At 56.0% G+C, this 19,488-nt stretch carries 12 protein-coding genes; 8 read left to right on the forward strand and 4 right to left on the reverse strand.

Annotation, left to right across the window (positions count from 1 at the left end; genetic code table 11):
* Positions 1-308 precede the first annotated feature (308 nt).
* Both QFX31_RS05785 and QFX31_RS05790 read right to left on the reverse strand, forming a co-directional pair.
* A complete protein-coding gene (locus QFX31_RS05785; protein ID WP_348531171.1) occupies positions 309-1,187 on the reverse strand; it encodes a hypothetical protein in 879 nt (292 codons plus the stop codon).
* Between the two features lie 341 nt (positions 1,188-1,528).
* Entirely contained in the window at positions 1,529-4,195 is a 2,667-nt protein-coding gene (locus tag QFX31_RS05790) for a cation-translocating P-type ATPase (protein ID WP_348531172.1), read from the reverse strand.
* Between the two features lie 144 nt (positions 4,196-4,339).
* On the opposite strand from QFX31_RS05790, the gene QFX31_RS05795 reads away from it, so the two are divergent.
* The 7 genes from QFX31_RS05795 (at position 4,340) to glp (ending at position 15,568) form a co-directional block, all read left to right on the forward strand.
* Entirely contained in the window at positions 4,340-5,233 is an 894-nt protein-coding gene (locus QFX31_RS05795) for an aldolase (RefSeq protein WP_348531173.1), read from the forward strand.
* A gap of 288 nt (positions 5,234-5,521) precedes the next feature.
* Entirely contained in the window at positions 5,522-6,181 is a 660-nt protein-coding gene (locus QFX31_RS05800) for a hypothetical protein (protein WP_348531174.1), read from the forward strand.
* A 232-nt stretch (positions 6,182-6,413) separates the two neighbouring features.
* Entirely contained in the window at positions 6,414-6,986 is a 573-nt protein-coding gene (locus tag QFX31_RS05805) for a hypothetical protein (RefSeq protein ID WP_348531175.1), read from the forward strand.
* Positions 6,987-7,580, forward strand: coding sequence for a cyclase family protein (locus QFX31_RS05810; RefSeq protein ID WP_348531176.1), 594 nt, complete (start codon positions 6,987-6,989; stop codon positions 7,578-7,580).
* Positions 7,581-7,634: 54 nt separating this feature from the next.
* Positions 7,635-12,713 (forward strand): PAS domain S-box protein, encoded by a 5,079-nt coding sequence (locus QFX31_RS05815; protein ID WP_348531177.1) that lies wholly within the window; start codon positions 7,635-7,637, stop codon positions 12,711-12,713.
* 196 nt (positions 12,714-12,909) lie between these two features.
* Complete coding sequence (cobQ, locus tag QFX31_RS05820; protein WP_348531178.1) at positions 12,910-14,373, forward strand: cobyric acid synthase CobQ; 1,464 nt, start codon at positions 12,910-12,912, stop codon at positions 14,371-14,373.
* 46 nt (positions 14,374-14,419) lie between these two features.
* A complete protein-coding gene (gene glp / locus QFX31_RS05825; RefSeq protein ID WP_348531179.1) occupies positions 14,420-15,568 on the forward strand; it encodes a gephyrin-like molybdotransferase Glp in 1,149 nt (382 codons plus the stop codon).
* Positions 15,569-15,676: 108 nt separating this feature from the next.
* On the opposite strand, the gene QFX31_RS05830 is transcribed toward glp, so the two are convergent.
* Complete coding sequence (locus QFX31_RS05830) at positions 15,677-16,480, reverse strand: 2-amino-3,7-dideoxy-D-threo-hept-6-ulosonate synthase (protein ID WP_348531180.1); 804 nt, start codon at positions 16,478-16,480, stop codon at positions 15,677-15,679.
* A 259-nt stretch (positions 16,481-16,739) separates the two neighbouring features.
* Positions 16,740-17,438, reverse strand: coding sequence for an FkbM family methyltransferase (locus QFX31_RS05835; RefSeq protein WP_348531181.1), 699 nt, complete (start codon positions 17,436-17,438; stop codon positions 16,740-16,742).
* Between the two features lie 85 nt (positions 17,439-17,523).
* Between QFX31_RS05835 and QFX31_RS05840 the strand changes: the two genes are divergently transcribed.
* On the forward strand, positions 17,524-19,407 hold the full coding sequence (locus QFX31_RS05840; protein ID WP_348531182.1) for a GNAT family N-acetyltransferase: 1,884 nt from the start codon (positions 17,524-17,526) through the stop codon (positions 19,405-19,407).
* Positions 19,408-19,488: the final 81 nt, after the last annotated feature.

Here is a 19,488-nt window from a genome sequence, read left to right on the forward strand (position 1 = left end):
GCAGACCAGCATCGCTCTCTCCCAAAGGTTAATATACCGCTCATTAGAATGGCATATGGTGGTGGATCGTATGGGAGGAAATAGCTTCGCGATTGCGGTGATGGTGCTGGGTTTCCTGATCGCATTCATGTTCCCGATATATCTGCTGTCGGCACTCTTTGGTCTGATGTAGTGCCGGTGCAGCACAATTTTATTTCATCTGTCGACGCTCAGCCGCATTGAGGGGCGGCCCGGCAGTCTGTTGGGGCTTCGAAATGTGCGGGTGTGGCCCGGGCTGGCTGCCCGTGTATAGGTTCTACATGCTGTCCTCACTTGCTGCTCTCATTCTCGACTGGAAATGATCTGTAGAGCTCCTTCCTCCTGGCCTCCAGCAGATCAGGCGTTCTGCCGGTGAGCTCTGCAGCGCTCAGCACTCTCACATCAGCATCTTCAGCGCTCCTGTAGACCTCAGGGATTCTCTCAGCGTAACCTATGTCCCTCATGAAGTGATGATCGATGACGATGGTTTTGATGGACGTGTCACTTATTATTTTTATTATATTCTCCACAGATCTTCTCAGATCCTCCTCTGCGTAACGGTAGCCGAGCAGATATGTCATCGGGCCATCGAGGATCAGGGTCCTGGGATCCTCCTCAAGTATGAAAGCGACCTGATCGTCCATTGCTGGCCCCTCGACATCGCTGGTGTACAGCACCCTATCCTCCCCGCATGATACGGAAGTCTCAATAACATAACCGAGCCTGTTCCCTGTGCCGTGGTACACCGGCTGGGAGAACCTTATCGTGAGCGGCCCGTGGCTGAACTCTCCTCCATCCGCGATCCGTATATCAGCGCCCTCGATCCTGCCCAGGAAGTAATGGGCGCGACGCTTCTGACTGAAATTGATCCTGTTCTTTGGATCCTTGATGTAAACGATCTTTCCTCTGTAGATGTCAGGATCATCGGGGTTATGATGGTCGTAGTGATAATGCGTGACGATGATTATATCGCTGGATTCCGCGATACCTCTGACCTCCTGCCATGCTGCATTGAGCCGGTCTATCTCGACGGGATGCGGCGGCAGGCCGTATCTTCTTGGGCCAAGAGAGACAGCAGGATCTATCATTACTCTGAGACCTCCGGCCTCAAGGCATGTGGCCATCGATCTCACGCCAAGGCTGTCGAAAGCAATGGGGATCAGGTTCATAGCGCCTCCAGGCTGCTGGAAAGCTCTGGCTCACTCCGGAGCACATGATGTTTAACGGTAGAAGCTTATCAGAGTTAGATCTTCCGATACAACAGAAGAGCGCCTAAGTTCCCCTTAGGCACATCTCCGCAAATTATCGGAGATCTGGATTGAGCAGAGTTTTAGGGGCCGGTGGATCCGTCATTCTCTGCTGATCCGCTAATTCAGCTGGATGAGCCTCCAAGTTGGGCTCGACTGAAGAGATCGTCAGGATTCAGCGTGCAGTGGCGTAATGCTCTGAATCCAACAGGAATCCACACCAGTTCCCACACTTTGACTGAAATCCAGTTGGATCGTCTCCATCATTCTCCTGGTGAACCTACCGATCCTTGAGAGTTTGTTTTCATCGACCTCTTAAGCACCTCTGCTACAACTATCACTATCGTCGAGACCAGCCAGACCTGGAGCCAGGAGTCCAGGGTCAGCGGCAGCGTCTCGAAGGCCCTCTGGAACACCGGAATGTATATGACCATCACAACGGACGCGAGCGAGGCCACGATCCCTGCGAGCAGCTTCACGTTCCCCGTGGGATTCATCTGCAGCACAGAATGATGGAACGATCTGCTGCTGTATGCATTGTATATCGCGCATATGCCCAGGGATGCGAATGCCACAGTTCTCGCGTAGCCGAGCCCATCATCAAGGTTGAGGAGAAACAGCCCCAGTGTCCCGATAAGCATCGCAGCGGACGTGCCGATTGTGTACACAAGAACATCTCTCGAGAGGATCGGCTCCTTTGGGTTTCTTGGGCGCTCGTTCATCAGCCCGGGCCTCGCAGGCTCCACAGCAAGGCCTATCGCGGGAAAGTCCTCAGCGACCACATTGATCCAGAGTATCTGAAGAGCGAGGAGCGGAGCGGGGAGGCCGACAAGCACTGCCATCAGAATGACAGCGACCTCTGCGAACGTCACAGCTAACATGTATGCTGACGCCTTCCTTATGTTCTCGTAGATCCTCCTGCCCTCCTCGACGGCTGCGACTATTGTGGCAAAGTTGTCGTCTGCCAGCACCATGTCCGAGGCCTCCTTGCTGACATCGGTGCCGGTCCGGCCCATCGCGATCCCGATATCAGCTGACCTCAAAGCAGGGGCATCGTTCACACCATCCCCGGTCATTGCAACTACGTGGCCGTGCTCCTTCAGCGCCTTTATTATCCTCATCTTGTGCTCTGCCGTTGCCCTTGAGAACACGGATATGCTCTCGATGCGATCGCTGAGCTCCTGATCGCTCATCCTGTCGAGCTCAGAGCCGTCCAGAACTCCCCCGTTGAGCATGCGAAGCTCTCCTGCGATCGCCTCAGCGGTGCGCTTGTGATCTCCTGTGATCATCACCGGTCTTATGCCGGCTCTCTTGCACACATCTATCGCTCCGCATACCTCCTCACGCGGCGGATCCATCATCCCGAAGAGGCCTGTGAAGATCATATCCCTCTCCAGGAAATCCCTGCTCAGATCTCCGGATTCGATCTGTTTGAATGCAGCCGCCAGAACTCGCAGAGCCCTGCCTGCCATCACGTCCGCGATCTCCAGAATTCTCTTCCTGTCCGCATCTGAAAGAGGTCTCAGACCGCTGTGGTCCATCACGTAGGAACATCTCTCCACGACAACCTCGACCGCGCCCTTCATCGAGACCCGGAGATCGTTGCCGCATTGATGGACTGTGGTCATCCTTCTCGTATCCGATGCGAACGGGTACTCGGTGACCTCTCTGCATCTCTCGCGGATATCAAGACCTGCCTTTTTTGCGAGCACGATAAGGGCACCCTCTGTGGGATCGCCGACGATCTGCCATCCATCCTCAAATGCAACCTCTGAGTTGTTGCACAGAGCACCTGTGATTATGGTCTCCCTTAAAGCATCAAAAGCTCCCGGATCGATCTCAGATCCATCGACTTTGAATACACCCTCAGGCACATACCCCGAGCCAGTCACCTCGACCCTGCGGCCGCACCAGATCTCCCTGACCGTCATCTCTCCCCTGGTCAGGGTGCCGGTCTTGTCGGTGCAGATCACAGTCGTGGATCCGAGGGTCTCGACCGCTGGAAGCCTCCTCACTATCGCATTTCTCCTGGCCATGCTCTGCGTCCCATATGCCAGAGCCAGTGTCACAACGAATGGGAGCGCCTCAGGTATGCCGGCGACCGCGAGAGCTGCGGCTATGAGAAGCGTGTCGAGAACAGGATTGCCCCTGTAGACCTGGATCGAGAAGACCAGAATAGCTGCGATGAATACCATAACCGCAAGGCTTTTGGAGAGCTGCTGGAGCCGGATCTTGAGCGGAGGCTCTGCGGGGGTCTCCTGTATCATCCCTGAGATCCTTCCGAGCTCTGTATCGGAGCCGGTGGATGTCACAACGGCCCTTCCGTTGCCGTAGGTGACCATTGTGCCCATGAAGAGCATGCTGCTCCGATCTGCCAGAGGCGCGTCCTCCCTCACAGGATCTGGGCTCTTTCTCACAGGGTTGGATTCACCGGTCAGAGACGACTCCACTGCCTCCAGCGCAGATGCATCGAGTATTCTCGCATCCGCAGGGACTATATCGCCGGCCTCCACGTAGATTACATCCCCGGGCACGAGGTTTCCTGCCGGGAGGGTGACCAGCCTGCCGCCCCTGAAGACCCTTGCCTCAGGGGCCACCATCTTCCTGAGCGCCTCCATTGCCCTCTCGGCTCTGTACTCCTGGACGAATCCCAGGATGGCTATGAAGAGCAGGATTCCCAGAACAACGATCGCATTCGATTTTTCTCCTGAGAGCCAGGAGATCACTGCGGCAGCTAGGAGCACCAGGACCATGTAGTTCTCGAACTGCCTGAGGAGGATCCTGACCGGGCCGGGTCCGGAGATCCTGGCGAGATCGTTCGGCCCGAACCTCTCAAGACGGGATGCGGCCTCATCCTCGGAGAGACCATCAGATCCGGAGTTCAGCAGCTTCAGAGCCTCTTCCGGCGGCAGAGCATGCCAGTTCGCCATAAGGCTGCAGTCTGCGATCGGTGGTATTAACCCTTGTGATCGCAGGATATCCGATGTCGATTCTCCTCACCAGCTCATCCCGCAGTGCAGCAAAGGATTAAGGGGGAGAAAAGCGAAAAACTGCAACGTATTGGGGGCGTGTGAATGGATCTGAAGGTGCCGCTTGATGTTCCAAGGAATGCCAGGGATGAGTACATAAGAAACTACACGGAGATCACGAGGGGCTCTGGCAGGCTGATGCTGTTTGCAGGCGATCAGAAGGTCGAGCATCTGAACGACGACTTCTACGGCCAGGGGATAGCAGAGGATGATGCGGATCCCGAGCATCTCTTCAGGATAGCCAGCCAGGGCAGGATAGGCGTCTTTGCGACGCAGCTGGGCCTGATTGCCAGATACGGCATGGACTATCCGGACGTTCCTTATCTGGTGAAGCTGAACTCCAAGACGAATCTGATAAAGACATCACAGGCAGATCCCCTGAGCAGGGCGTGGATTGATGTCCCTCAGGTCGTGGAGTTCAGAAGGGAGACAGGGCTCAGGATACTTGGCGTCGGCTACACGGTCTACCCCGGGAGCGAGCATGAGGCTGTGATGCTGAGAGAGGCGGCTCAGGTGGTGCATGAAGCTCACAGGCACGGGCTTGTTGTGGTTTTATGGATGTATCCGAGGGGCAAGGCTGTGAAGGACGAGCATGACCCGCATCTGATCGCCGGCGCATGCGGGGTTGCAGCCGCGCTGGGAAGCGATTTCGTGAAAGTGAACTACCCCAGAGCTGAGAATCCGGCTCTGGCATTCAGGGAGGCTGTGATGGCGGCCGGCAGAACAAAGGTGATATGCGCCGGCGGATCGAGCGAGGATCCCGATGCGTTTCTCAGAAGGCTCCACGACCAGATCCACATCTCAGGCGCATCCGGAAATGCGACGGGAAGGAACATACACCAGAAGAGCCTCAGGGAGGCGATCAGGATGTGCAACGCGATATATGCCATAACCGTCGAGAACAGATCTCTCGATGAGGCGCTGCGCATTCTGCGGTGAGTCCTGATCTTCTATGGGTGCACATGCAGACGGTGCTATCTTCGCAAATTTCAGAGATAAATCCAGTGTACAGCATTTACAGCTGTGAGATCCGCATTTCATCTTTCAGAGATGCTAACAGGATGAAAAGCGCCTTGCACCTCATCATTTTAGAGATAACATCGTCGCCGGATATCATAACAGAAGCCCAGCAGCAGCGGAGCTCTATCAGACATGACGATAAAATTTAAATCAAGTAATGATGATATTTCATGTGAAGGGGGTATAAAGACGAGACTTCTCATTCTCATGGCTGTGCTCATGGCGATCGGCTCAGCTGCTGGAGACCCGAGCTACGGCTCCAAGGTCCTGCCGTATGATGCTGATGAGTCGAGAGCGCTCAGCGCGTTTTCATCTGCGCCTGTGTTCGCCTACTCGGATGCGAACATACGTGGGGTCTTCGATATCTCAGATCCCGTTTACATAGATGTGGATCCCTCAGATGATGCGGTCAACGAGAACGATGTGAGACTGACGCCTTTCGGAACATATCCTGCTGGAAGCCAGGTCAGGCTCGGCGATCAGGATTACGGATACAAGCTCACGCCCTTCGGCATCGGTGGCATGCCTGGCGCACAGCTTGTCTACTTCGATGTGGATGGCGATGGAGCATACAGCATCGTGGACCCTGTTTACCTCGATGTGGGGCCGGAGTATGGCAGGATTGATGCCGGAGATGTGCGCATAACAGGCTACATGACGCTTCAGGCGGGAAGCAGGGTCAGGGATTCGGATCCTGACAACGACAAGCCCGCGCCTGTGCTGCCAGGGCTGCTGTGCTTCATGAACCTGAACGGGAACATAAACAGCGGTGGGTGGGCGATCTACGACCAGGGAGACCGCATATATGTCGATACGCAGTATCCGTTCTATACAGTGACCGTGAACGACATCAGGCTCTTCATATGAGCTTACGAGCTGCATATGAACATGCACTTTCAGCGCGGACCAGGATCGCGGGCATCTGGGGATGCGATTGCATGATCTCCCGGTAATAGCACTCCGAAAAGCTGGCCTGCGATCCCTGCTCTGCAATGGCAAATATTAATATTAGCAGATAGACCTGGTATCTATGCTCAGATGCCACAGGTCTCATGCTGCCCTTCTGGCTGTGCTCATTGTTTTCTGTACATCCGGAGGGATGGCTCAGAACGCAACCGCCGATCAGCCTGCCCTCGAGGGCATATGGAGGCTGTCGCTCGGCCAGAATGCCGTGACCATGGTCCTCCATCAGTTCGAGGGCCAGATCTTCGGATCTGCCAGCTCCTCTGAGGAATCATGGAACGGCGTTGTTATGGGGTCCGCCGACAACAGCAGCCTGGAGCTGACGATCACGTTCTTAAGGGAGAACGGTCTTTCTGAAATAAGGCTGATCGGCAGCTTTGCGAACGAGGAGATGCGCGGAACATTCTACAGATCTGACAGCATCGGAAACGCAGAGAATGGAGAGTTCGAGGCTATCCTGATAAATCCCGATACCTCTGCATACACGCCCGTCAAGGAGACGCTGCCGGAGATCAGCACCTCACAGCCCGCACTCACAACCACATCTGACAACACCTCAGGCACATCGCCCTCTGAGACTCAGGGCACCGGCGCCCAGAGCAGGTACACCGATGTGCACTCCCTGGCGCATCTCGTGCCTCCGGCGGCCGGTGTGATTCCGCCGGGCATCAACATGGGCGGAGCTGGCGGCATGGGGATGATGGGATAGATGCCATCTCCTATCAGGATTTACGATGTAACACACACGATTAACAGCAGGCTGCCTGTATACCCAGGAGATCCGGGTTTCTCCAGAGAGGTGCTGAAAAGCCTGGAGTGGGGAGATCCGTACACGCTCTCCGCTCTCCACCTCAGCGCACATGCAGGCACGCACCTCGACGCGCCCTCTCATTACATCAGTAGCGGCAGATCCGTTCACGAGATACCGATCGAGAGCCTGATCATGATTGTGGATCTCATCGATGCTGGAATGGTTGTGCGTCCTGATGCTCTATCGGGTTTGAACCCTCGCGCAGAGGGCGTCATCTTCAGAACAGGATCTCTCAGGGGATGCATCTCAGAGAGCGCTGCCAGGGCATGTGCCGATCTCAAATTGAAACTGATCGGAACAGATGCGCTGTCAGTGGACAGCTCGGAGGAAGATGTGGTGCACAGGATGCTGCTGTCGAATGACATACTGATCCTGGAGGGGCTGTATCTGGAGGGCGTTCCGGCCGGCATTTACACGCTTCTCTGCATGCCGCTCAAGATCGAGGGCGCGGAGGCATCTCCGGTGAGAGCCATCCTGGCCCCGTCTGAGTGATCAGGAACTTCTGGGAATACGTCTTCAGGTCGATGCAGATCATGAGGGAATGGTATGGATGCTGATCAACCAGCAGTATATGTATTCGATGAAAAGGGTCGTGTCAGATACCTGAGCAGGACCGCTGAAATGCTGTCGGGGAGAATCACGGGATGCAGATCCATCTACGAGGTCCTGGGGGTATCATGCAGCGACGCCCTGGCCTCTGCCGTTGCATCTGGTGCTCCCTCCCGGATCAGGGCGCGGCTGGGCTGCTCAGATTCTGAGATTCCCCTCTCTGTTATTCCCCTCAGGGATGCCGACGGCTCCAGGGGGCTGATGCTCATATCAGACCCCACAGGTTCTTTTGGAGATGATAGGGAGAAGCTGTGGTACAGGACAGCGCTCGACAGATGCAGTGATGCTGTATTTTTTGTGGAGGCTGAAAGCAGAAGGATCCTAGATGCAAATGCAGCCTTCCAGGAGCTGCTGGGGTATCCTCCGGAGGAGATTCAGTCCCTCACGCTCTACGACATAATGGAGCAGGACAGGGAGGAGATCGATGAGATCATCAGGCATGCGATGTGCCGGGAGATAGAGTGTGTCCAGGCATACAGATCCGTCGACGGCTCGAGCATCCAGATCAGGGGAAGGTTCAGCCCGATCGAGGGCGATGGGACGCTCTGCGTGATACTCTCTCCAGATGAGAATCATGATGATTACATCCAGAAGAGAGATGTCCTCCTCGCTGGCGTGGCCATGGCTGCGAACCAGCTCCTCACAGTGGATGGATTTGATAAAAGTTTGACGAGCGCTCTCGAGTTCCTCGGATCCGCAGCGGATGTCGATCGTGTTTACGTGTATCAGAACAGTGAGTCCGGGGAGGAGGCTGTGCTCAGGTTCAGGTGGGAGAGGGGCAGCGCCCATGCGAGCCTGGGTGACAGGATTAGATACGACGAGCTGCCGCGCTGGCGCGAGCGTTTCCTGAACGACAGGCCTGTCCATGGAATAGTGGATGAGATGCCTCCTCAGGAGCGGGATCTGCTGAAATGCCGCGGCGCCCGATCAGTCCTGATCTTTCCCATAACAATAGCGGACAGGCTGTGGGGTTTCATAGGGTTCGAGGACTGCGAGCGCGAGCGATCCTGGAGCTGGAACGAGATATCAGTGCTCATGCTTGGTGTGGCCAGCATAGGCGGCGCGATAGCGAGAAGTGAGGCAGAGGAGAGCCTCCGCAGGAGCGAGGAGAGGTACAGGGAGCTCGTCGAGAGCGCGAACAGCATAATCCTGAGGCTTGACAGAAGAGGGAATGTGAGGTTCATCAACGGGTTCGCCCAGCGGTTCTTCGGCTACTCGGAGAGCGAGATCCTGGGAAAGTGCGTGATGGGCACGCTCGTCCCCGAGATCGAGTCGACGGGGCGGGATCTGAGGGGGATGATCGCGGAGATACTCAAAGCGCCTGAGGACTACAGGACGAATGTGAATGAGAACATGAAAAAGAGCGGAGAGCGCGTCTGGATCGCATGGACGAACAGGCCCATCGTCTCTGAGAGCGGGGAGATGGAGATCCTGTGTGTCGGGAATGATATAACAGAGCTCAGGCGCGCGAAGGAGCGTCTCGAATCGATGAACCAGAGGCTTCTCGAGATCATAGAGTTCCTCCCAGATGCGACACTTGTAATAGACGCTGATGGCAGGGTTGTGGCCTGGAACAGGGCGATGGAGGAGATGACAGGAATACAGAAGAGCGAGATTCTCGGGAGGGGAAATTTTGCATATGCCCTGCCCTTCCACGGATGCCGGAGGCCTATGCTCATAGATCTTGTCATGAGATACGATGAGCACATCGCATCCCTCTACGAGCATCTTGAGAGGAGGGGTGATACGCTCTACGCCCATGTCCACGTGCCATCGCTCTACGGTGGCCGCGGTGCATACCTGTGGGTCAAGGCCTCCCCGCTCAGGGACAGCGATGGCAGGATTGTGGGTGCGATCGAGTCGATGAGGGACATCACTGAGCATAGGGTAGCTGAGATGGAACTGATGAGGAGGGATCATCTTCTTGCCGGCTCAGCTCTTGCGATAAACAGCCTTCTCTCGGGAGAGGACTATGAGTCATCTATAAACGAGGCTCTGCAGATCCTGGGGCTCATCTCAGAGGTGGATCGCGTCTACGTCTTCGAGAACCATGAGGGGGATGAGCCAGAGCTATGCATGCGGTTCGAGTGGTGCAGGGATGGTATCAGGAGCAGAATAGACAATCCGATCTTCGGGGGTCTCTCTTACAGCAGGTTCTTCCCGGGATGGTACGAGATCCTCAGCTCTGGCAAGGTCATAAAGGGCCTTGTGCGCGATCTTCCGCCTTCAGTGAGAGAGATCCTCGAGCCGTATGGAGTCCTGTCCATCCTTATCGTTCCTATCACTGTCGGTGGGAGGTTCTGGGGATTCGTCGGATTCGATGATACAACCTGTGAGAGAGTGTGGACCGATGCCGAGGTCTCGATACTGGTAGCCTCTGCGAGCACCATAGGAGAGGCGGTGGCGAAAAATGATGCCATAGAGCGGATGAGGCTCCTCGAGTCCGCGGTGGTCAACAGCAACGATGCGATCGTAATAGCCGCTCCCGATCCATCTGACGGGATGCCCAAGATCGTTTACGTGAACGATGCGTTCACCAGGATGACGGGATATGCAAGAGAGGAGGTGCTGGGGAGGTATCCGGATTTCCTTGAGGGGCCGGAGACTGAAAGATCGAAGACCCTGGAGATCCTGGAGGCGGTCAGGAAGGAGCAGTCTGTGAACCAGGAGCTCGTCAACTACAGGAAGGATGGCTCCAAGTTCTGGGTCGAGCTGAACATATTCCCTGTGAGGGATCAGAGGGGCGAGGTCACACACTGGGTATCGATACAGAGGGACACGACCGAGAGGAGGCTCGCCGAGGAGCGCCTCCGCTGGAGTGAGCTCCTGATGAGATCGATGACAGAGAGCATACCATTTGGATTCTATGTGCTCGACAGGGCTACGGGGAGGAGCCTTTACCTCAACCACAGGTTCTGCGAGCTTCTGGGCGTTGAGGATCTCGAGGAGGATTTAAGATCTGGAAGGCTGGATGGCAGCGATCTCTTCTCGTGGATAGGCTCAATGCATTCAGAGGCGGGGGATGCTCTCAGAGAGATATACAATCGTGATGACGATGTTGAGATCGAGATCAGAACAGCAGATGGCAGGATGATAAAGGTTTTCGCGACAGATATCAGGGAGAGATACGGCAGGTACTTCGGCAGGCTGGGCATCTTCGAGGACGTGACCCAGGACATAAAGGCTGCTGAGGAGCTCAGAAGAGCTAAGGAGGCTGCTGAGGAGGCGGCGAGATCGAAGGCGGAGTTCCTCGCGAACATGAGCCATGAGATCAGGACACCTCTGAATGCGATCATAGGCATGTCAGGGCTACTCCTGAGAACTAGCGTCACCCCGGAGCAGAGGTCTTATGTCAGCGCGATAGAGAGCAGTGGAAATGCGCTGCTCGAGATGCTCGCTGACATACTGGATCTCTCGAAGATCGAGGAGGGGAAGCTCGAGCTCGACTCAAGCCCGTTCAGCATCATGGAGTGCGTCGAGACATGCGTGGACATCCTCTCTGTAAAAGCAAGCGAGAAGCAGATCGAGCTGGTCTATCTCATAGACGAGGATGTGCCTGAGCTTGTCCTGGGTGATGTCACAAGGGTCAGACAGGTGCTGGTCAACCTTCTGGAGAATGCGATCAAGTTCACCGAGAGAGGAGAGGTCTTCCTGAGGGTGAGCTGCCAGCATATGGATGAGGATCTGTCAGAGCTCCATTTCGCCGTGAGGGATACCGGCATAGGGATTCCTGCGGAGAAGATGGACAGGCTCTTCCAGACATTCAGCCAGGTTGACTCCTCGATTACAAGGAGATACGGCGGTACAGGTCTCGGTCTGGCCATCAGCAAGCATCTTGTTGAGCTGATGGGCGGCAGGATCTGGGCTGAGAGCGTCCCTGGAAAGGGCTCGACCTTCCACTTCACGATAAAGGCAAGGGTCTCAGAGCAACCGCAGGATAGAGGCGATCTGCTGGAGGGATGTCGCGCCCTGCTGATCTACAGAAACGATACTGCGAGGTATGTGCTCAAAACAGTGCTCCTCGCTCACAAGATCGATGTCGTGGATGCGCCCCGTCTCGATGAGTCCATCCTGAAGGAAAAATTCGATTTTGTGCTTGTGGAATCTTCTGACATCAATGATATCGCGAAGATAAAATCTGCTCTGCCAGGCGCACGCATTCTCGCAATCACAGATCTGCTGAAGCCCACAGTCTCGCCAGATACTCCGGCGATCCCGAAGCCTGTGAAGCACTCGCAGCTGATCTCAGCGATGATAAGCACCATCATGGGGGAATCAAAGGAGACGCTTGCACCAGAGGAGTTTGGGAGGAGCGATCTCAGAATCCTTGTCGCTGAGGATAATCCTGTGAACCTGAGGGTGGTGCTCATGATGCTCTCACATCTAGGCTACAGTGCAGACACCGCGCACAACGGGCTTGAGGTTCTCAGGGCCCTCGAGCATCGCGATTACGATCTCGTGCTCATGGACATACAGATGCCTGATATGGATGGCCTGGAGGCGGCCCGCAGGATAAGGGAGATGAAGGGGTATGAGAGGCCGCGTATCGTGGCGATAACTGCCTATGCGCTCGAAGGAGATCGGGAGAGGTGCATCGCAGCGGGAATGAATGATTACATAAGCAAGCCTGTGACGCTGGAGAAGCTGAGGGCTGCGATAGAGAGGGAGGAGGATGTTCTGGATCCCGCGACCCTCTCCGGGCTAAGGGAGCTCCAGGAGCCAGGCGAGCCGGATGTGGTCGCGGAGCTGGGGGCGATATTTCTGAGCAACGCCCCGTCGAGAATCGCATCGATGCACGAGGCTCTTGAGGGAAGTGATCCGGAGGCGCTCCGCAGGGCAGCCCACAGCATGAAGTCGGCCAGCGCAAGCATAGGGGCTCTCCACCTCTCCAGGATCTGCGCGGAGATCGAGGCGCTCGGGCGAGAGGCGAAGCTCGATGAGGTTAAGGGGATGATGAGAGCGCTGGATGCGGAGTTCGAGAGGGTCAGAAGGGAACTGGAGAGGATTGCGGGGTGAGATCTCCTGCCAGCAGAGTTCGGAGTCGCATGTTTTCATATCCTGTGAAGTGAAGGCTCATGGTGCTCTCCTGTCCGCCAGACATCCGTCTGTATGCCTTCTGAGGAGTCTGATGGGATTTTGTCCCATTTGCACCCGAAGTTGCACAACTTGGAGAGATAAGTGACAAATACAACGATCTCGTGAATTCTGGTGGATGACTAAGTATCTGATCATTCTGGGCACAACATCCCACTCTGGAAAGAGCATACTGGTCACAGCCCTCTGCAGGATACTCAAAAACCGCGGGCTTCGCGTCGCTCCGTTCAAGTCGCAGAACATGAGCCTGAACTCGTGGGTGACCTCCTCCGGCGGGGAGATGGGTATTGCCCAGGCGGTGCAGGCATGGGCAGCCGGCCTGGAGCCTTCTGTGCTCATGAACCCCATACTGCTCAAGCCGAAGGGTGACCGCACATCTCAGGTCATAATAATGGGAAGACCGGTGGCAGATAAGTCGGCAGCTGAGTACTATAAGGATATAGAGAGCCTGAAGGGAATCGTCGATTCTGCGATCGAGGAGCTGAGCAGAGATTATGATTACATAATCGTTGAGGGTGCAGGCGGCGCGGCTGAGATAAACCTCTTCGACAGGGATATCGCGAACATATACGTCGCATCCAGGCTCAGAGCCCCCATAATACTCGTGGGGGACATCGAGAGGGGCGGGGTCTTCGCGAGCCTTTATGGAACTGTGAAGCTCCTCCCGCCTGAGATAAGAGATCTCGTGAAGGGATTGGTCATAAACAAGTTCCGCGGGGATCCCACGATACTCCAGCCGGGTATAAAAATGCTCGAGGATATGACCGGCATACCTGTGCTTGGGATTCTCCCCTACTTGGATGTAGAGATACCCTCTGAGGATTCTGTCTCGCTCTCGGACAAGAGGCTCTCGCAAAAGGAGGATGTGCCGGAGATCGCGATCATAAGGCTACCCAGGATATCGAACTTCACAGACTTCGAGCCGCTGGAGCGACACGCCAGGGTCAGATACGTCGATCTCCGGGACGATCTCGGAAGTCCGGATGCTGTTATAATCCCGGGCACGAAGAACACAGTATCGGATCTGGCCGAGATGAGGAGGCACGGTATGGATCGCAGGATCCTCGCCCTGAGAAACGTTCCGATAATCGGCATCTGTGGCGGGTATCAGATTCTGGGGAGGGAGATAATCGACTGCGGGATAGAGGATATCTGCGGATCTGTTCCGGGGCTGGGGCTCATCGATGCTGTGACGCGCTTCGACGCATACGAGAAGAGAACCGTGCAGGTGATAAAGGAGGTCACGGGTGACGGCCCAATACTGGGAAGGATAAAGGGTGAGCGCGTGAGGGGATACGAGATACACATGGGGATCACAGAGTCCAGGGAGGTGAGCGCCTTCGGGGATGACGGTGCTGTCACCAGGGACGGAATGGTGATAGGCACATACCTCCACGGGCTCTTCGAGAACGAGAACTTCAGGAACGCCTTCCTCGATTACCTCTACGAGCGGAGGGGGCTCAGGCGCCAGGAGATCTCGAGCGAAGACGGCTTCGACGTCCTCGCAGAGTCAGTGGAGAGGCATCTCGACATGAAGAGAATACTGGATATGCTGGAGCTTGACGCCTCGACCATTAAATGAGGGCCAGATGGAGATGCAGCACAGATGCATCACGCAATGGTGAAACATGTTCAGGAAGCTGTCATCCGTCGGTTACGCGCTTGAGATGCTCCTCGATCTGTGCACCCCTGTGGATGAGAGAGAGAGGATCCCGATCGAGGACGCGTGCGGGAGGGTTCTCGCATCCGATGCTCTGTCGCCTGAGGACCTGCCGTCGTTCAACAGGGCCGCCATGGATGGATATGCTGTCAGGTCTCATGAGACTAGAGGGGCATCCCAGAGCTCACCAGTCCGGATAACAGAGTACGCCAGGGTGAGAACAGGCGCCGCTCTCCCTGAGGGGTTCGATGCGGTTTCGATGCTTGAGGACTCGTTTTTGCGCGGTAACGTCCTTGAGGTCACAGCCGAGCTCACCCCCTACAGGAACGTCTCCAGGATCGGAGAGGATGTGAGAGCCGGGGATGTGGTTCTCGGCCGAGAGCACATGCTTCGACCACCAGACATTGCGCTCCTCGGGGCGGTCGGCATCGATGAGGTTGAGGTCTTCACCAGACCGCGTGTCGCTGTTATACCAACAGGAGACGAGCTCGTCCCCAGGAGCTGCGTGCCCGCGCCGGGCGAGGCTAGGGAGATCAACAGCCTGATGATATGCAGCTACGTGAAGCTCTGGGGCGGTGAGCCGCAGCTCTCCGGAGTAATACCTGATGACAGGGATGCGATAAAGGAGGCAATAAAGAGCTGTCTGGATGCGGATCTGATACTGATCTCAGGTGGAACCTCTGTCGGCGAAAGAGACTATGCTCCGGGCGTGCTGGAGGAGCTGGGTGAGCTGATGGTTCACGGGATCAGGCTGAGCCCTGGCAGGCCCACAGCCCTGGGCTCCATCAGCGGCACGCCGGTTGTATGCCTTCCGGGATACCCTGTGGCTGCCCTGGCCTCGCTCTACCTGCTTGTGAGGCCTGCGGTAAAGAGGCTCGCACACCTCAGCGATGATGTTCCACGGAGGGATGCGAAGCTATTGAGAAAGATCCCGTCCAGGCCAGGCTACATCACATTCGCAAGGGTCTCGCTCAGGGATGGAACCGCTGATCCTGTCATGATCAGCGGAGCGGGCATACTGAGCTCGGTGGCGCGGGCCGACGGCTTCGTTCTGGTGCCGGAGGACCTGGAGGGGCTGGACGAGGGAGAGCGGGTAGAGGTGCACATCTTCGAGTGAAGGGCCACATCTCTGCATTGAAAAGTGTAGCGTTCGTCTCTCAAATCGTCGGAACTCCTCGTCGTAATGCTTTTCGCGCGTCGACCAGGAGCTCCAAAAGATCAAGTGTTAGATCTCGCTCAGTATTCTCGCCGCCTCCTCTGCGCTCCTGCCTTGATGCACTATTGCGCATATCGCTCTGGTCATGCGCGTCGGATCCCTGTGCTGGAAGACGTTTCTGCCTATGGCGACGCCCTTCGCGCCCGCCTTCATCGCGCCCTCGATCATCTGCAGGAACTCCAGGTCTGTCGCTGTCTTCGGGCCGCCTGCTATGACCACAGGCACCGGACATCCTTCAACAACCTCCCTGAAGCTCTCCGGAGATCCTGTGTAGTTCGTCTTTATGATGTCGGCGCCGAGCTCGGCGCCTGCCCTTGCGGCGTGCGCCACCACGTCCGGAGCGTTCGGGTTTGTTATATCCTTGCCGCGGGGATACATCATCGCGACCAGCGGCATGCCCCAGAAGTCGCACCTCTCCGAGACCATCCCGAGGAAGTGAAGCTGCTCCGCCTCGGTCTCAGAGCCGATATTTATGTGAACGCTCACCGCGTCTGCGCCGAGCTTTATCGCCTCCTCCACCATCGCAACCTGGACCTTGTTGTTCGGATCAGGACCGAGGGATGTGGATGCGGACATGTGGACGATCAGGCCTATATCCCTGCCGTAGCCGCGGTGCCCGTGCCTGACCATGCCCTTCTGCTGCAGCACCGCATTTGCTCCTCCCTTCGCGACCTTATCAACCATCTCAGGCAGGTTCGCAAGCCCCTGTATCGGGCCGACTGATATCCCGTGATCAAGAGGTATTATCACGGTGTTCCCGCTGTCCCTGTCCATGATCCTCTCCATTCGAACGCGTTTACCAATCTCGCTCATAGCGATCTCCTAATGTTAACGTGGTACATGCTAGCAAATAGCATATATAAAAAGATGGCGGTCGCCCATCTGCTGTGCCTTGAAGTGATCAAAAGACGAATAACAAGTAGCCTCGGAGGGTAAGATGGTATTTGTCATAGGTTGAAGGGACCGCCCAGATCATTGAACCCACCATCATGTGACATCGCATGATTTGTGATCTGTCGCGCCTGTGAATGCCGATTCCCGAATGCAATGCTTCAAGTCCACAACCTGGCTCTTAGGCCTCGCCTCTCAACTCGCCCATGACAACCGGCACGCTTGGAGCGAATGGGCTTCTGTAGATGCTTGCCCTCACCTGGAAGATCCTTGGTGCGAACCCCATCGATCTCAGCCTGCTGGCGACCTGGAGGTCCTCAGCGGGGAAGTGATATGCTGCGATCGCTATCTTTCTGCAGCGCATGCTCTCAGCACAGCTCAGGATCTTCAGCGCTGCACCCTCGGCATCGATCTTGACAACATCCGGCATTATCCCGAGCTCCTCGATTAGTCCATCCATGGTATTGACCTGAACTTCATCCCACGATGCGCTCCTCCTGAATATCAGAGAATGAGCGACGGTGCCCTCTGCGAGAAAGAGCCTGCCGGTGCCCTTAAAATCAGACAGAGCCATGCGGAGCGGGACGATGTTGCCCATTCTCTCCGCATTCATCCTGAGAATCTCGTAGTTGCTCGGCTCCGGCTCCACAGCGACCACAAGCCCATCCTTCCCCACCATCCCTGCAGCCCTCAGCGCGAACGATCCGATATGTGCACCAACATCGAAAACCACGTCACCCGGGCGTATCTCCAGGAGATCATATTGCCTGTGCTGGTATACATCCCTTATCATATCAGCATCTCCCTCGGAGAACGGCCGGAATCTGATCTGAGTGCCATCGGGAAGCTCTGCATCCAGCACAATTCGATCCAGTTCCATACATGTACCAGCGAGGCTGAGCGCATAAAACCTCCGCAGGTAAAATTAATTAAGTCAGCCCTGAATTGAGCATGAGGGGTGCCTTATGGAGCTCATGCAGCAAGATTACAGAGAGATGAGGGCGAAGTGGCCGGAGAAGTTCGTCTCGCTGGATAGGGCGTTCAGCCACATACACGCAGGCGACAGGATCTTCATAGGCACCGGCTGTGGCGAGCCTCAGTTCCTGGTCCAGGCGCTCGCCGATTACGTGAGGGAGCATCCGAAGGCCTTCTTCGACACCGAGATACTCCACGTATGGACGCTGGGCGCTGCTCCTTACACAGACATCAAGTTTAAGGAAAACTTCAGGCTGAACACATTCTTCATAGGCAGAAGCACGCGCGATGCTGTGAACAAGGAGCTCGCGGACTACACCCCGATATTCTTCTCAGCGATACCGGATCTGATCTACAGGGGGCGCATACCCATAGATGTCGCGCTCATACAGACGACACCGCCGGATCGGCACGGTTACCTGAACCTGGGGATAAGCGTTGACATCGTGAAGGCCGCTGTGGAGAAGGCATCGGTTGTCATAGCGCAGATAAACTCGAACATGCCCAGGGTTCAGGGAGACGGCTTCATTCACATGGATGACGTGAGCTTTGTGATACCACACGACGAGCCCCTTCTCGAGTACGTGGAGAGCGTGCCGACAGAGCTTGCGCAGCAGATTGGGAGATACGTGGCGAGGATAGTCGAGGACGGATCCACGATCGAGGTCGGCTACGGCATGATACCGAATGCAGTCCTCGCGAACCTGAAGCACAAGAAGCACCTCGGCATTCACACGTCGCTTCTCACAGATGGCTTCATAGAGCTCATGAAGGTGGGGGCGGTCGACAACTCGATGAAGACGATAGACAGGTACAAGACCATAGCCTCATTCTGCATGGGCACGCGGAAGACGTACGAGTACATACACGACAATCCAGCAATAGAGTTCAAGACAATCGATTACACGAACAACCCCCTCATCATAGCAAAGAACCGGAACATGGTATCGATAAACAGCGCGATGGAGGTCGATCTCACAGGCCAGGCCACCGCTGAATCTCTCGGAACATTCTTCCATAGCGGCATTGGGGGACAGGCGGACTTCATGCGCGGCGCCGTCCTCTCGCCCGGAGGCAAGGCGATTCTCGCGCTGCCATCGACCGCTGAGAACGGGAGGATATCGAGGATAGTTCCCATGCTCAGGGAGGGCGCCGGCGTCACGCTGACTAGAGGGGACCTGCATTATGTCGTCACAGAGTATGGAATCGCTTACCTCCACGGCAAGAACGTCAGGGAGCGCGCGATGGATCTCATAGCCCTGGCGCACCCGAAGTTCCGGTTGTGGCTCCTGGAGGAGGCGAAGCGGCTCTCGCTCATCTATCCAGACCAGCAGTTCATACCCGGCGAGAAGGGCGAGTACCCCGAGCATCTGGAGACCTACAGGACGACGAAGACCGGGATCAACATACTCCTCAGGCCTGTGAGGATAACAGACGAGCCGCTCCTGAAGGATTTCTTCTACTCTCTATCAGATGAGACGATGTATCAGAGGTTCGCATCCGCACGCAAGGGCATGAGCCACAAGCAGCTTCAGGATTTTGTTGTCATAGATTACACCAGGGAGATGGTGATCCTCGCTGTGGTCGAGGAGGATGAGAGGGAGGTGGTAGTCGGTCTAGGACAGTACAGCATCGCAGAGGGGACGCATACCGCAGAGGTGGCTATAGTCGTAAGAGATGACTATCAGAGGAAGGGTGTGGGCATGGAGATTCTCTCCTATCTGGTATACCTTGCGAGAAAGCAGGGGCTGTTCTACCTGAACGCTGAGGTCCTGGTGGAGAACCAGGCGGTCCTGAGGATGTTCGAGCGGCTGAACCTCCGGACGGAGAGGAAGCTGGAGGGGGGCGTCTATTCTGTTAAGATATACCTGTAACAACCTGCTAGCCTGAATGTTGGACTGAAAGATGTCGCCATCTGCGTTCAACCCCATGCTGCCAGATAAAATGTCAGTGCA

This window comes from Methanothrix sp., assembly GCF_030055635.1.
Taxonomy (GTDB): Archaea; Halobacteriota; Methanosarcinia; order Methanotrichales; family Methanotrichaceae; genus Methanothrix_B.